Source organism: Fluviibacter sp. (genome assembly GCF_057744235.1).
Genome location: NZ_JBIJFP010000012.1, coordinates 13,441 through 26,522, shown reverse-complemented (window position 1 = coordinate 26,522; position 13,082 = coordinate 13,441). Strand labels below are relative to the sequence as shown.

Sequence of the window (13,082 nt, the reverse complement as noted above, 5' to 3'; positions counted from 1 at the left end):
TCCGGTATAGTCGCGTGTTTTCGCATTTACCCTATTTCCCCAAGAAGGATGTTCCATGGCCAATAGCGCCCAAGCCCGCAAACGTGCCCGTCAGGCAATGAAGCAGCGTGCCCACAACGCCAGCCAGCGCTCCGAATTCCGTACGGCCATCAAAAAAGTGCGTCGTGCCATTGAGGCTGGTGACAAGTCGGCAGCGCAAGCTGTTTATGCTGCTGCAATCAGCGTGATCGACAGCATTGCTGACAAGCGTATCGTTCACAAGAACAAGTCGTCGCGTCACAAGAGCCGCCTGTCGGCACAGATCAAGGCTATGGCTGCCTGAGTCTGACCTGACACACAAAAAAAGCACCTTCGGGTGCTTTTTTTACGTCATTGCATCGAAATCCCTAGCAGAACCTCGCAGGGGTCGAAAGATTCACCGTTCAGTCGCTGCGGGTTGGGACGCTGGGCGGGTATACAACCACGTCTGCCATCACCTCGTCGATATTACAGATTTCCAGGCTGCAGACTCCATCCAATAGCACTAGATCATTGTCTTTGGCAAAATTGGCCAGAAACCGGTACCCGATGGGGGAGATGTCGTAGAGTGCGCCGTCAATAAAAACACATTTGTCGCCTTCCCATTCTCCCGGGCTGACATAAGGCGAATAGCGCATCTTTTTTTCAGTGCCGAATGCCGACATCACGCCGCAAAGACGCTCTGCCCAATCCGAGGGGCGGAATTTCTTGCCGTCCTGGGTACGGCCAACAATCACGAGGCTAGGCGACAGGTTCGAGGTGCTTTTGGCGTCGTCTGTCGGTGTGGGGCTGTTCATGCCATCATTCTATCGGCTTTTGTCTGCTTGCGGGAGTGGATCGTCAGCCACTTTTGCCATAAAATCATGAAGAACAACTTCAGTACGCGATGCGGCGAGGATTCTGTCGGGCTTTGTCCGGCGTTCGCTCTCGCCGCTTTTTGTTTTTTTCTGCTTGAGCTGTGCCATAACCTTCTGGCCGAGAAGTCCCTATGACCCATGTGATGAATACCTATGCCCGTCAGCCTGTCGCCTTTACACACGGCGAAGGGAGTTGGATTGTTGATACCGAGGGCAAGCGTTATCTAGACGCATTGTCAGGTATTGCCGTCAATACGCTGGGCCATAACCACCCGGATTTGGTGCATGCACTGGCCCAGCAGGCGGGGCAACTTCTCCATACATCCAATCTGTACCGTATTCCCCTGCAGGAAGCGCTGGCCGATAAACTGGCTTCGCTGTCTGGTATGGACGAAGTGTTCTTCTGTAACTCCGGTTGTGAGGCTAACGAAGCCGCGATTAAGCTGGCCCGCTTTTATGGTCACCGTCAGGGGATCGAGAATCCCACGATTATTGTCATGGAGCATGCGTTTCATGGCCGGACGATGGCCACGCTCTCGGCAACGGGCAATCGCAAGACTCAGGCGGGCTTTGAACCTCTGGTCAGTGGATTTGTGCGTGTGCCTTACAACGACATCGACGCTATTCGCCAGGTGGGAGAACATAATCAGAACGTTGTCGCCGTTTTGCTTGAAATGATTCAGGGCGAAGGGGGTATCCATCTGGCCGATGACGAATTCCAGCGCCAGCTACGCACCCTTTGTGATGATAAGGGCTGGTTGATGATGACCGACGAAGTCCAGTGTGGCATTGGCCGTACCGGCAAGTGGTTCGGTTTTCAGCATGCGGGCGTACGCCCGGATGTGGTATCGCTGGCCAAAGGCCTGGGCTCTGGCGTCCCGGTGGGTGCCTGTATGACCGGTGGTCGTGCCTCGGGCCTGTTTGGACCGGGTAACCACGGCTCCACCTTCGGCGGTAACCCGTTGGCCATGCGTGCTGCCAAAACGACGATTGATGTCCTGGAGCGTGATCAGTTGCTCCAGAATGCCGACAAAATGGGCCGTGCCATCCGTGACGGACTGCGTGCCCGAATTGGCGAGTTCCCGGAAGTGGTCGATATCCGTGGCCGTGGTCTGATGATCGGTGTTGAGCTGGATCGCCCCTGTGGTGATCTGGTTGCCTTGGCGCGCGATGCCGGTTTGCTGATCAATGTGACTGCCGATTCGGTAATCCGTCTGCTGCCATCACTCAATATCAGTCAGGCGGATGTTGATACGCTGGTTGAGCGTCTCTCCGACGTCGTTACCCGCTTCCTGGGAAAGTAATATGGCATTGAGACACTACCTGCAGTTCAGCGATTTCAATCGCGAAGAGTACGAGGTTCTTTTCGCGCGCACCCGCTGGATCAAGGAACGCTTCAAGTCGTATCAGCAATACTGGCCGCTGGTTGACCGCACGCTGGTTATGATTTTTGAAAAAGCCAGTACCCGTACGCGACTGTCTTTCGAAGCCGGCATGCAGCAGCTAGGTGGTGCAGCCATCTATCTGAATACACGTGATTCACAGCTTGGCCGTGGTGAACCCGTGGAAGATGCCGCACAGGTGATCTCGCGCATGAGCGATATCGTCATGATCCGCACCTACGAGCAAAGCATTGTCGAGCGCTTTTCGACCTACTCGCGTGTGCCAGTGATCAATGGCCTGACCAACGAATATCACCCGTGTCAGATCATGGCTGATATTTATACCTATCACGAACACCGCGGAGATCTGCGCGGTAAAACCGTGGCCTGGATCGGTGATGCCAATAATGTCTGTAACACCTGGTTACAGGCTGCGCGTATTCTTGATTTCAAGGTGAATGTATCAACGCCGCCAGGCTATGAGCTCGATAGGGCGCTGGTCGGTGGTAACGGCAGTCACTTCGAAGTGTTCGACGATCCGATGGACGCTGCCCGCGGCGCCGATCTGGTCACCACCGATGTCTGGACCTCGATGGGCTTCGAGGCGGAAAATGATGAACGCCTCAAAGATTTTGCCGATTGGCAGGTGGATGACGACATGATGTCCGTGGCAAACCCCGGTGCCTTGTTCATGCACTGTCTGCCGGCGCATCGAGGCGAAGAAGTCACAGCCAGCGTCATCGATGGTCCACAGAGCGTGGTCTGGGATGAAGCCGAAAACCGTCTGCATGTGCAGAAGGCATTGATGGAGTTTTTATTGCTGGGTCGGGTTGACTGATCCGGTAGGGTTTTGTTTTTAACATTGAGCGGAAAGCAGCAATGAGCGATATCAAGAAAGTGGTACTGGCCTATTCGGGCGGTCTGGACACCTCGGTGATTCTGAAATGGCTTCAGGATACCTATGGCTGTGAAGTCGTCACCTTTACGGCGGACCTGGGCCAGGGCGAAGAACTCGAACCAGCTCGCGCCAAGGCCCTGAAGCTGGGTATCAAGCCGAAGAACATCTTTATTGATGATCTGCGCGAAGAATTCGTGCGTGACTTTGTGTTCCCGATGTTCCGTGCCAATACCGTGTACGAAGGTGAATACCTGCTGGGCACCTCGATTGCCCGTCCGCTGATCGCCAAGCGCCTGATCGAAATCGTCAACAAGACCGGTGCCGATGCCATCTGCCACGGCGCAACCGGCAAGGGTAATGATCAGGTGCGTTTCGAGCTGGGTGCCTATGCATTGAAGCCAGGCGTTAAAGTGATTGCCCCATGGCGCGAGTGGGATCTGCTCTCGCGTGAAAAGCTCATGAACTACGCCGAGTCGCATGGCATTCCGATCGACATGAAGCACAAGAAGGGTGGCTCACCGTACTCGATGGATGCCAACCTGCTGCATATCTCCTTTGAAGGTCGTCACCTGGAAGATCCGGCAGCCGAAGCCGAAGAGTCGATGTGGCGCTGGACCGTATCGCCAGAGAAGGCGCCGAACAAGGCCGAATACATCGACATCCAGTACGCCAAGGGTGACCCGGTTGCGATTAACGGCAAGAAGATGAAGCCGCACGAGATTCTGGCTTTGCTCAACCAGTTGGGCGGCAAGCACGGCATTGGTCGTCTGGATCTGGTAGAAAACCGCTATGTCGGTATGAAGTCACGCGGTTGTTACGAAACCCCGGGCGGCACGATTCTGCTCAAGGGGCATCGTGCCATTGAATCAATTACGCTGGATCGCGAAGTCGCCCATCTGAAGGATGACCTGATGCCACGCTACGCCAGTCTGATTTATAACGGTTACTGGTGGAGCCCGGAACGTCAGGCATTGCAAACGCTGATCGACCATACCCAGGAACACGTGAATGGGTCTGTTCGTCTCAAGCTCTACAAGGGTAACGTGATTGTCGTCGGCCGTGATTCGAAACAGGATTCCCTGTTCGACCCGACGATTGCCACCTTTGAAGATGACGCAGGTGCCTACGATCAGAAGGACGCCGGTGGTTTCATCAAGCTGAATGCACTGCGTATGCGGATTGGTGCCAACCGTGATGCCCGCAAGGAAGCCAAGGTCAGCAAAGCGCCGGCCAAAAAGACTGTTGCCAAAAAAGCGACGGCCAAAGCCAAGACACCGGCTAAGGCACCCGTCGTGAAAAAAGCATAAAAGGCACCAAACATGGAAGGTACCGTATTTGGCTTTAGTGAAGAGCAGATCACCGACTTCATGTCGACTTACGGCGTGGCAGGATTCATCCTGTTCATGCTCTTCATCATTGCCGAAATCGCCATCAAATCGAAGGCGGGTAAGCTTGGTACCGCCATTCTGTTCTTTGTTCTCGCCTTCGGCATGGTCGGTTACATGGCCAAAGGCATCATCCAGAAAATGTGGGGAATTTAAATGGCTCAATACGATAATGTTTCGGTGGTGAAAGCCGCCAATGTCTACTTCGATGGCAAGTGTGTCAGCCATACCATCCAGTTTGCTGATGGCACTAAAAAGACGGTGGGCGTGATTCTGCCGTCATCGCTAACCTTCAATACCGGTGCACCGGAAGTCATGGAAGGCGTTGGCGGTACCTGTCGCGTTCGCCTTAAAGGCGAAACAGATTGGAAACCGTATGGCGCGGGCCAGTCGTTCGATGTGCCGGGTAATTCGTCTTTCGAGATCGCCTGTGACGAGCCTTATCACTATGTCTGCCACTTTGGTTGATCATCATGCCCAGTTTTGACATCACCTCCGAAGTCGACATGCCCTCGCTGAAGAATGCGGTGGATGTTGCCAACCGTAAGATTACCAATCGTTATGACTTCAAAGGTTCAGACGCTAAAGCCGAACTGAATGAAAAGGATAAAACCATCATCCTGCATGCGGATAATGATTTCCAGCTGGATCAGATGCAGGGCATTCTGCTCCCTGAAATGACGGGTAAATCGATCGATGTGCGTTGTCTAGACCATGGATCGGTGCAGAAAGTCGGAGGCAACAAAGTCAAGCAAGAGCTGAAGGTGAAGGTAGGCATTGAGCAGAACACCTCCAAGAAGATCGTCGGCCTGCTCAAAGACTCCAAGCTCAAGGTGCAGGCGTCGATTCAGGGCGAAGCGGTGCGTGTGACCGGTGCCAAGCGCGACATCCTGCAGGAGGCGATTGCCTTGGTGAAAGACGGTATCAAGGATCTGCCATTGCAATTCGGTAACTTCCGCGAGTAATATCCAAGGGCGCCGCTGGCGCCCTTTTTTTAATCCCATGGCCATCACGCCTGAACAACTCCGACGTGCTTTCGCTGCATTGCCCCCCGGTGGTCATGTGGCGCACCCTGGCGTGGAAGAGATCGTGGATGAACCGATCCCTGAAGAGATCCGCGAGCGTTTGAAATCCGGACGAAAGCCAGCAGCCGTGCTCGTGCCTATCTTGCAATCGGCAACGGATGCCCCGTTACGAGTGCTTCTGACGCAGCGCACGGCACATTTACGGGATCACCCCGGTCAGATCAGTTTTCCGGGTGGCGGGCTGGATCCTGGGGAGGGGGCGGTCGCCGGCGCATTGCGCGAAGCTTGGGAAGAGATCAGTCTTGATCCGCAGCGGGTGACCCCTTTTGGTCAAATGCCCCAATATCTGACCGGCACGGGGTTTAGCGTCTCACCGGTGCTGGCCTTTGTGCAAACACCCGTTGATTTAACCCCGCAGGTGGACGAAGTGGCCGAGATTTTCGAGGTGCCTCTCGATTTTGTCCTGGATCCCAGAAACTTCCGTCAGGAGACCCGATTCTATCGAGGTACCTGGCGATCATTCAAGGCCGTACCCTGGGGCGGGCGATATATCTGGGGCGCTACCGCCGGCATGCTGGCGCAGTTATCTGGCATCATGCATGGCACCTAAGAAATATGCTATCTTGCCAATAAATAGCGATAGCCTGTCCCATTCTGGTACTGGCGTCGGGACCGAATAACAGGCTTTAGATTTATGAAACTCGTTGTACTGATTCTTGCATTGCTCATCGAACAGGTCCGTCCGCTACCCTATGCCCGTCTGGTCGGAAATCCTCTGACGCGTCTGGCGAACTGGGTCGAAAGTATTTTTGATTCGGGTAATCGCCAGCACGGCTTTATGGCTTGGCTTTTAATTGTCGGCGGTGGCGTTTTACTGGCGACTATTCTTGATGCCGTTCTGTCGAGTATCAACCTGTTGTTGGGCTTGGCCTTCGGCGTTCTGATCCTGTATCTAACGTTGGGGTTCCGCCAGTTCAGCCATTCGTTCACCGAAGTCAACGAGGCGTTGCAGGCCGATGATGTGCCGGCTGCACGCAAAGCCATGAAGGCCTGGAACAGCGAGTGCCCGGACAATGCCAGCTCGGATGAGATTGCCCGACTGGCCATTGAGACCGGCGTGCTGGCTTCCCATCGTCACGTATTCGGTGTGCTTGCCTGGTTTGTGGTGTTTGGCCCAGTGGGTGCCGTGTTTTACCGTTTGTCGGCTTTCCTGGCGACACAGTGGAACGGCAGTGACCGCAAAGATGAAGAATTGGTTGGCGAGCATGCTGCTGAAGAAGTTCAGGTCAAGCGTCGTCAGTTTGGTGCCTTTGCCCGTCAGGCCTTTGCACTGGTCGACTGGCTGCCTGCCCGGATGACCGCCGTGGCCTTTGCTATTGTTGGTAACTTTGAGGATGCCATTTACTGCTGGCGTGAGCAGGCCAAGACCTGGCGTGACCATACGGCAGGGGTGATTGTCGCCGCCGGTGCCGGTGCGCTGGGTGTCAAGCTGGGTGGCGAACTCAGCCACTCCCCGATTCTCGAAGATGAGGCCGCCGTCTCTGACCGCCCTGAAATCGGGGTGGGTGAAGAAGCCACGCCAGCCATTTTGCCGTCAGCCATCGGATTAGTCTGGCGCGCTTTGATTTTGTGGGTGATACTACTCGCTGTTGTTGGACTCGCCGCTTGGGTGGGTATTTGATTCATTAAAACCAGTATAGGTTGGGAGACAGAAGCATGAGCAGAGACGTTGTTGTACTGAGTGCAGTTCGTTCGGCCATTGGCGCTTTTGGTGGCTCGTTGGCAGACACGGAGCCGTGTGAACTGGCCGGCACCGTCATGAAGGAAGCCGTAGCCCGTTCCGGCGTGGATCCTCTGGCGATCAACTACGTGACCGTTGGCACTACGATGCCGACCGATTCACGTTATGCCTATGTGTCCCGTGTGGCTTCCATCCAGGCCGGTCTGTCGATGGATTCTGTGGCCATGCAGGTGAGCCGCTTGTGTGCTTCAGGCCTGCAGGGTATTGTAACCACCGCCCAGAATATCATGCTGGGTGATGCCGATTACGGTATCGGTGGTGGTGTGGAAGTCATGTCCAAAGCCAGCTACATGCTGCCGGCCCTGCGTACCGGTGCCCGTATGGGTGACACCAAGGCCATCGACAGCATGGTTGCCGTGCTCACCGACCCGTTCGGCGTTGGCCACATGGGGATTACAGCAGAAAACCTGGCCGCCAAGCACGGCATTAGCCGTGAAGCCCAGGATGCGTTTGCCGTGGAATCGCAGCGTCGCGCAGCCGCCGCCATCGCCGCCGGTCACTTCAAGTCGCAGATCGTGCCAATCGTCAAGCAGACCCGCAAGGGCGAAGTGGTGTTCGACACCGACGAACACGTCAAAGCCGGTACGACCATGGAGTCGCTGGCCAAAATGAAGCCGGCCTTCAAGAAAGAAAATGGTACGGTTACGGCTGGTAACGCCTCGGGTATTAACGATGGCGCGGCCTTCTTTGTGCTGGCTGATGCGGCCACTGCCGTTAAGGCTGGCCAGAAGCCACTGGCGCGTATCGTGTCTTACGCCGTTGCCGGTGTGCCGAACCACGAAATGGGCGAAGGTCCGATTCCGGCAACCCAGCTGGCCTTGAAGAAAGCCGGTCTGAAGCTGGATCAGATGGATGTGATCGAGTCGAACGAAGCCTTTGCCGCTCAGGCACTGTCGGTTATGAAGGTTCTGGGTCTGGATCCAGCCAAAACTAACCCGAATGGTGGTGCCATTGCACTGGGTCACCCGGTCGGTTGCTCGGGTGCGTTCATTGCCACCAAGGCCGTGTACGAACTCAACCGCATTGGCGGCAAGTACGCACTGGTCACCATGTGTATCGGTGGTGGTCAGGGTATCGCCGTGATCTTCGAACGCTGCTAATTTTTATCAGTCGCGTTATCAAAACCGCCCTCCGGGGCGGTTTTTTTTATGTCTGGGGTTGTTGCCGAGACTATTTGTTTTCGGTGAGGAGCCGGCGCAGAAGGTGCAATCGGGTCTCTGTTGCCGTGCCGGCGGAAACAGCCGCCTGGAGGGCGCAGCCCGGGTCTTTGTCGTGCCGACAATCGCGGAAGCGGCAGTCGCCCAGGTGCGGGCGAAACTCCGGGAAGGCAAGCAGGATAGCCTCATCGTCGAGATGTGAGAGCCCGAACACCTGTAGGCCGGGAACATCAATCACCGTCGTCGCCGGACCCTGTTGATAGGCCTGTACGGTCGTCGTGGTGTGACGACCGGTATCGAGAAAACGGGAGATATCCCCGATGGTGGCTTTGGCGTCAGGCACCAGCGTATTGATCAGCGATGATTTACCCATGCCGGATTGACCCGTGAGCACGACCGAGTGATCGACGAGTTTCTGACGAAGTTCTGCCACGCCCTGATCATCGAGTGTGGAGGTGCGAATGACGGCTAAACCGATATCAGTAAAGGGTGCGATGAGCCCTTCGGCGCGCGGCAACAGGTCTTTGAGATCGGCCTTGTTGAGGATGATCTGGAACTCGATGCCCTCAGCAGCACAGGCTACCTGACAACGGGAGAGCAACTCCGGATCAAAGGAAGGTTCCGTGGCCACCACAAACCACACTTGATCGACATTGGCGGCGATGGCCTTGTCCTTGAACTGATCCGAACGGCGAAACAGATTCCGGCGTGGCTCGATATTTTCAATAACGGCCTGGGGTTGGGTCACATCACCGGAGTTGCCCAGGTCGGTGAGTTGCACCCGGTCGTTGACGGCGATCTCATGCTTTTTGCCGCGGGCAATGCAGTGCCATAGCTGACCGGCGTCATCCCGCGCCACGTAGTGACGCCCATGGCTGGCAATGATGCGGGCGCTGAAGGGGAGACTCATGCGTGCTTTGCCGATTGCGCGGAGAGGTGGTCGATGCGCAATGTGGCCGGTGGGTGGCTGTCGTGAAACAGCGAATATAACGCGTCGGGTGTCAGGGTCGCCGCATTTTCCCGATACATGGTGATCAGCGCATGGATCAGTTCCTGCGCGCTACTATGTTGTGCGGCATAGGCATCGGCTTCGTATTCGTGTTTGCGCGAAAGGGCATTGCTCAGTGGGGTAAGCGGGAGCAGGCACAGCGGCATAACGAGGCTGAAGAGCGCCAGTGCGGTGGCCGGATTGGCCGCACCGACACCGAGGCCACTGTAAAACCACGGTGCATGCAGGAGCTGGAACAGCAGCCAGAGTAAAACCAGTGAGACACCCGCCATGAGGATCAGCCGCTTTTGTAAATGTTTGCACTGATAGTGACCGATTTCGTGCGCGAGCACGGCCTCCAGTTGTTCAGGTGTTAGCTTTGTGATCAGGGTGTCGAACAGGACGATGCGGCGGTTTTGGCCAAAGCCGGTGAAGTAGGCGTTGGCGTGGGCAGAACGCTTCGAACCATCCATCACAAAAAGGCCGGCAGCATTGAAGCCGCAGCGCTGCAATAAGGTATCCAGCCTGGCTTTGTGCGGGCTGTCGGGCATGGGCGTAAATTTGTTGAACAAGGGGGCAATGAGCACCGGGTAGATAAAGAGCAGGAGTGCATTGAAGACCATCCAGCCCAGCCACGCCCAGAGCCAACTGAGCGGGGTGGCCAGACCCAGCAGCCATAGGATCAGCGAGAGCAGGGGTAGGGCAATGATCAGGCTGACCAGCGCGTTGCGCAGCAGATCTGTCACGAACAGTCGCGGCGTCATGCGATTAAAGCCAAAGCGTTCCTCTACATGGAATTGGCGATAGAGGGTTAATGGCAGGTCGACGAGGCTCGACAGGACACCGAGGCCCAGCAGAAATATCAGGCCCGTCAGGAGAGGATTGTCGATGCCGCCAAGCCGGGTGGCCAACCCGTAGAGCAAATTAATCCCACCGCCCAGAGTGAGTACCAATAACCATAGGGTATCGATGATCAGGTGACATTGGGCAAGGCGCATTTTGGTCCGAGTGTAGTTCGCGGCCTTCTGGTGTACGTCCAGGCTGATGACATCATCAAACGCAGCAGGAACCTGGGTCTGGTATTTCGTGACATTATTTATTTGGCGTTGGTTAAGCCATAGTTTGACGCAGAAATTAACGGCAACCAGGGTGACGAACAGGAGGGAAATATCAGGCATGAGTTCGTGATTAATGGCAGATGACTATGACACAATGTCGCATCTTAAAGCATCGGGCAAAGTGGTGGGCAGATATGACTGTGGATCAGCGTCGTCTTGTTTGGCTGGATATGGAAATGACGGGTCTCAACCCGGATTCGGACACGATTCTGGAACTGGCCATGGTGGTGACTGATGCCGATCTGAATGTTGTTGCCGAGTCGCCTTCCTGGGCCGTCCATCAGCCGGATGTCATTCTGGATGGCATGGATGACTGGAATACGAAAACCCATGGTGCATCGGGGCTGACCCGGCGTGTTCGTGAATCGGCTCAGGATATGCGAGCGGTTGAGCTCGCTGCGATTGAGTTCATACAAACCTGGCTCCCTAAAGGCGTAAGCCCGATGTGTGGCAATTCGATCTGTCAGGATCGCCGCTTTATGGCGCGCTATATGCCGGAACTGATCAACTGGTTTCATTATCGCAATCTGGATGTCAGTACCATCAAAGAGCTCTGCCGGCGATGGCGCCCCGATCTGTCAGCCCAGGTGAACAAGACCGGGGCGCACACCGCGCTCGCGGATATTCATGAATCCATCGACGAGCTACGTTATTACCGTCAGCACTTTCTCAGGGCTTCAATTGATCCATCGTAGCCCGGTAGTAGAGGGTGTAGCGTTCCGCCCGATTGCCCCGACGGTGGCCGGACCAGATCCGATTGGCCCCTTCCCAGCTCTTGGGAGTTTTGATGTCGGATTGATTGCCCGGCGTTTCAGTCAGTAACCAGTTGCAGGTTTTGCCAGCAGCAATTGCCGAACGCGGCATGGCTCGGTTCAGTTCATAGCCGAGTGCCGCGCGGGCATCGTCCGAGACCTTGTAAGTCGCAATACAGCCGGCGCTGTGCAGTTGCTTGCCCATCTGGCTCGCCAGGCGGTTGAAGCTCATGCCGTGATCCAGCCAGGGCGACCAGAGAGCCACCACCAGGGCCCAGATCAGGGTAATGCCGGCAAACCAGTGCTGAATGCCGCGCACCGGAGAGCGTGGAATATTGCGCATCAGTACGAACCAACCGATGGTGAGCAGAAATGCTAGGGCCGGTGCCAGCAGGGTGAGCGGGGTTCTGAAGCCCGGTTCGAGCCGGGTGACTGTCTGTGAGAGGTGCTCCGGCCAGCCAAAATGCATGGCGCTCCAGCCCAGCCAGACAAAGGCGGCCGTGAAGGTAAACAGGGTCAGCGTGAAGGCATCCAGCATGTTGGCGGCACCACGACGCAGATGCGTCACCGAGGCCGTGGCCAGCAGCAGCATCGGCATGAGCAGGACGAGTGATTTGGAAGGGCGGATGGCCGATGCGCCGATCTCCAGGGCCAACGCACTCAACAGCACCACCAGCGGCACCATTGTTTCACGGCGCCAGAAGGTCAGGCGGCGACGCCACAAGGTCCATGCGGCAATAGGCCAGGCTGGCCAAGTAGCCCAGGCCAGTAGCTTGGTAAAACCCAGCGTAGCATTTGGAACGTCTTTTAGTGGGCGCCAATAGGTGGCTGGCCAGACTGCTTCAAATAAGGCATCCGCCAGATTGGCCGCCTGCGTATCAGCAAAAGCGGCCGCATGGACAAACCAGGAAAACCCCATAAGCAGGCCGAGCATCAGCCCAATCAGTGTATTCAGTCGAAGTTTGGGTATTACAAGGAACAGGCCGAGCAATACCAGCACCAATGGCAGAGCGATACACAGCCCTCCCGCGAGCATGGTGATGCCAATGCCTAATGCCGTCAGTAGCGAACCGGGTGTGACTTTCTCGAAGCACAAACGGCTGGTGCCCCAGAAAAAGACGGCATACCCCGCCATGACGGCCAGATCCGGTTGTGTTTCGTGGGCGCTGAGCATCAGCCCGGGGGCGCTCAATGCCAGGAAGGGCAGGACGCGGGCATCCTCATTGCTGAGCGTGCTTCGGGCGGTCTGATAGAGCGCATAGATCGTGAGGCTCACCCAGAACAGATTACCCAGTCGTGCTGCATCCGGTAGTGACAGGATCAGACTGAAGGGCCAGGCAATCAGTGCGTTGACCCAGTAGTAGAGCGGGGACTGGTTCCAGACCTCGCCCTGGAACATTGGCGTCAGCCATGAACCACCCTGCAGCAACTGCAGAATGACCCCGAAATGTTCTGCGTCATCGCCACGCCAGGGGTCTCGTCCCAATAGGCCCGGCAACAGGAGGATCAGCGCCAGGCAGAGCGCCACAGGCCAGCCCATCAGCAAGGGTTGCCGTGAGTAGGTGCTCCAGCGCACCGATGCGTCATGCTGGGCCGTGGGCGGAGTAGGTCTCAGATCAAGGAAAGACATAGTAGTGAATCATGTGGCCAATAAAGCAAAAGGGCAGCCTAGGCTGCCCTTTAAGCGGTTTGCACCGTGCA

General features: G+C 56.1%; 16 protein-coding genes. 11 read left to right on the top strand and 5 right to left on the bottom strand.

The annotated features are described in order from the left end of the window. Nucleotides 1–55 precede the first annotated feature (55 nt). The gene (rpsT, locus tag AC3GOJ_RS07240; RefSeq protein WP_488236795.1) at nt 56–322 is read left to right on the top strand and encodes a 30S ribosomal protein S20; all 267 of its coding nucleotides are present in this window, start codon (nt 56–58) and stop codon (nt 320–322) included. Between the two features lie 100 nt (nt 323–422). Here rpsT and AC3GOJ_RS07235 read toward each other — a convergent pair whose 3' ends face one another. Both AC3GOJ_RS07235 and AC3GOJ_RS07230 read right to left on the bottom strand, forming a co-directional pair. Then, nucleotides 423–815, bottom strand: a complete 393-nt coding sequence (locus AC3GOJ_RS07235) for a DUF3579 domain-containing protein (RefSeq protein WP_488236794.1) — start codon at nt 813–815, stop codon at nt 423–425. A 9-nt stretch (nt 816–824) separates the two neighbouring features. After that, nucleotides 825–983 carry a hypothetical protein gene (locus AC3GOJ_RS07230; protein WP_488236793.1) on the bottom strand — a complete coding sequence of 53 codons (159 nt, stop codon included), beginning with the start codon at nt 981–983 and terminating at the stop codon, nt 825–827. A gap of 23 nt (nt 984–1,006) precedes the next feature. Here AC3GOJ_RS07230 and AC3GOJ_RS07225 point away from each other — a divergent pair, with 23 nt between their 5' ends. The 9 genes from AC3GOJ_RS07225 (at nt 1,007) to AC3GOJ_RS07185 (ending at nt 8,466) form a co-directional block, all read left to right on the top strand. Beyond that, a complete protein-coding gene (locus tag AC3GOJ_RS07225; RefSeq protein WP_488236792.1) occupies nt 1,007–2,179 on the top strand; it encodes an acetylornithine/succinylornithine family transaminase in 1,173 nt (390 codons plus the stop codon). A 1-nt stretch (nt 2,180) separates the two neighbouring features. Then, entirely contained in the window at nt 2,181–3,095 is a 915-nt protein-coding gene (argF, locus tag AC3GOJ_RS07220; protein ID WP_488236791.1) for an ornithine carbamoyltransferase, read from the top strand. A 41-nt stretch (nt 3,096–3,136) separates the two neighbouring features. Next, on the top strand, nt 3,137–4,462 hold the full coding sequence (locus AC3GOJ_RS07215; RefSeq protein ID WP_488236790.1) for an argininosuccinate synthase: 1,326 nt from the start codon (nt 3,137–3,139) through the stop codon (nt 4,460–4,462). 12 nt (nt 4,463–4,474) lie between these two features. After that, nucleotides 4,475–4,696: a DUF2788 domain-containing protein gene (locus AC3GOJ_RS07210; protein ID WP_488236789.1), complete on the top strand. Its 222-nt coding sequence runs from the start codon at nt 4,475–4,477 to the stop codon at nt 4,694–4,696. Continuing rightward, nucleotides 4,697–5,008, top strand: a complete 312-nt coding sequence (ppnP, locus tag AC3GOJ_RS07205; RefSeq protein WP_488236788.1) for a pyrimidine/purine nucleoside phosphorylase — start codon at nt 4,697–4,699, stop codon at nt 5,006–5,008. It begins immediately after the preceding gene. Nucleotides 5,009–5,013: 5 nt separating this feature from the next. Beyond that, nucleotides 5,014–5,505 (top strand): YajQ family cyclic di-GMP-binding protein, encoded by a 492-nt coding sequence (locus AC3GOJ_RS07200; protein WP_488236787.1) that lies wholly within the window; start codon nt 5,014–5,016, stop codon nt 5,503–5,505. 37 nt (nt 5,506–5,542) lie between these two features. Continuing rightward, on the top strand, nt 5,543–6,175 hold the full coding sequence (locus tag AC3GOJ_RS07195; RefSeq protein WP_488236786.1) for an NUDIX hydrolase: 633 nt from the start codon (nt 5,543–5,545) through the stop codon (nt 6,173–6,175). Between the two features lie 84 nt (nt 6,176–6,259). Beyond that, a complete protein-coding gene (locus AC3GOJ_RS07190; RefSeq protein ID WP_488236785.1) occupies nt 6,260–7,246 on the top strand; it encodes a CobD/CbiB family protein in 987 nt (328 codons plus the stop codon). Nucleotides 7,247–7,281: 35 nt separating this feature from the next. Beyond that, on the top strand, nt 7,282–8,466 hold the full coding sequence (locus AC3GOJ_RS07185) for an acetyl-CoA C-acyltransferase family protein (protein WP_488236784.1): 1,185 nt from the start codon (nt 7,282–7,284) through the stop codon (nt 8,464–8,466). Between the two features lie 70 nt (nt 8,467–8,536). Here the strand turns inward: AC3GOJ_RS07185 and rsgA are convergent, their stop codons facing one another. Continuing rightward, nucleotides 8,537–9,433, bottom strand: coding sequence for a ribosome small subunit-dependent GTPase A (gene rsgA, locus AC3GOJ_RS07180; protein WP_488236783.1), 897 nt, complete (start codon nt 9,431–9,433; stop codon nt 8,537–8,539). Continuing rightward, nucleotides 9,430–10,689 (bottom strand): M48 family metallopeptidase, encoded by a 1,260-nt coding sequence (locus AC3GOJ_RS07175; protein ID WP_488236782.1) that lies wholly within the window; start codon nt 10,687–10,689, stop codon nt 9,430–9,432. Before AC3GOJ_RS07175 ends, rsgA begins: the two co-directional genes overlap by 4 nt. A 74-nt stretch (nt 10,690–10,763) precedes the next feature. Between AC3GOJ_RS07175 and orn the strand changes: the two genes are divergently transcribed. Beyond that, a complete protein-coding gene (orn, locus tag AC3GOJ_RS07170) occupies nt 10,764–11,324 on the top strand; it encodes an oligoribonuclease (protein ID WP_488236781.1) in 561 nt (186 codons plus the stop codon). On the opposite strand, the gene AC3GOJ_RS07165 is transcribed toward orn, so the two are convergent. Beyond that, on the bottom strand, nt 11,299–13,011 hold the full coding sequence (locus AC3GOJ_RS07165; RefSeq protein WP_488236780.1) for an ArnT family glycosyltransferase: 1,713 nt from the start codon (nt 13,009–13,011) through the stop codon (nt 11,299–11,301). The two genes, orn and AC3GOJ_RS07165, sit on opposite strands and share 26 nt — an antisense overlap. Nucleotides 13,012–13,082: the final 71 nt, after the last annotated feature.

Excerpts from the sequence above, each read along its gene's own strand:
- rsgA (WP_488236783.1), bottom strand. The coding sequence starts at position 9,433 with ATGAGTCTCCCCTTCAGCGCCCGCATCATTGCCAGCCATGGGCGTCAC.
- argF (WP_488236791.1), top strand. The coding sequence starts at position 2,181 with ATGGCATTGAGACACTACCTGCAGTTCAGCGATTTCAATCGCGAAGAG.
- rpsT (WP_488236795.1), top strand. The coding sequence starts at position 56 with ATGGCCAATAGCGCCCAAGCCCGCAAACGTGCCCGTCAGGCAATGAAG.
- AC3GOJ_RS07215 (WP_488236790.1), top strand. The coding sequence starts at position 3,137 with ATGAGCGATATCAAGAAAGTGGTACTGGCCTATTCGGGCGGTCTGGAC.
- orn (WP_488236781.1), top strand. The coding sequence starts at position 10,764 with ATGACTGTGGATCAGCGTCGTCTTGTTTGGCTGGATATGGAAATGACG.
- AC3GOJ_RS07185 (WP_488236784.1), top strand. The coding sequence starts at position 7,282 with ATGAGCAGAGACGTTGTTGTACTGAGTGCAGTTCGTTCGGCCATTGGC.
- ppnP (WP_488236788.1), top strand. The coding sequence starts at position 4,697 with ATGGCTCAATACGATAATGTTTCGGTGGTGAAAGCCGCCAATGTCTAC.
- AC3GOJ_RS07175 (WP_488236782.1), bottom strand. The coding sequence starts at position 10,689 with ATGCCTGATATTTCCCTCCTGTTCGTCACCCTGGTTGCCGTTAATTTC.
- AC3GOJ_RS07225 (WP_488236792.1), top strand. The coding sequence starts at position 1,007 with ATGACCCATGTGATGAATACCTATGCCCGTCAGCCTGTCGCCTTTACA.
- AC3GOJ_RS07190 (WP_488236785.1), top strand. The coding sequence starts at position 6,260 with ATGAAACTCGTTGTACTGATTCTTGCATTGCTCATCGAACAGGTCCGT.
- AC3GOJ_RS07230 (WP_488236793.1), bottom strand. The coding sequence starts at position 983 with ATGGCACAGCTCAAGCAGAAAAAAACAAAAAGCGGCGAGAGCGAACGC.
- AC3GOJ_RS07235 (WP_488236794.1), bottom strand. The coding sequence starts at position 815 with ATGAACAGCCCCACACCGACAGACGACGCCAAAAGCACCTCGAACCTG.
- AC3GOJ_RS07200 (WP_488236787.1), top strand. The coding sequence starts at position 5,014 with ATGCCCAGTTTTGACATCACCTCCGAAGTCGACATGCCCTCGCTGAAG.
- AC3GOJ_RS07165 (WP_488236780.1), bottom strand. The coding sequence starts at position 13,011 with ATGTCTTTCCTTGATCTGAGACCTACTCCGCCCACGGCCCAGCATGAC.
- AC3GOJ_RS07195 (WP_488236786.1), top strand. The coding sequence starts at position 5,543 with ATGGCCATCACGCCTGAACAACTCCGACGTGCTTTCGCTGCATTGCCC.
- AC3GOJ_RS07210 (WP_488236789.1), top strand. The coding sequence starts at position 4,475 with ATGGAAGGTACCGTATTTGGCTTTAGTGAAGAGCAGATCACCGACTTC.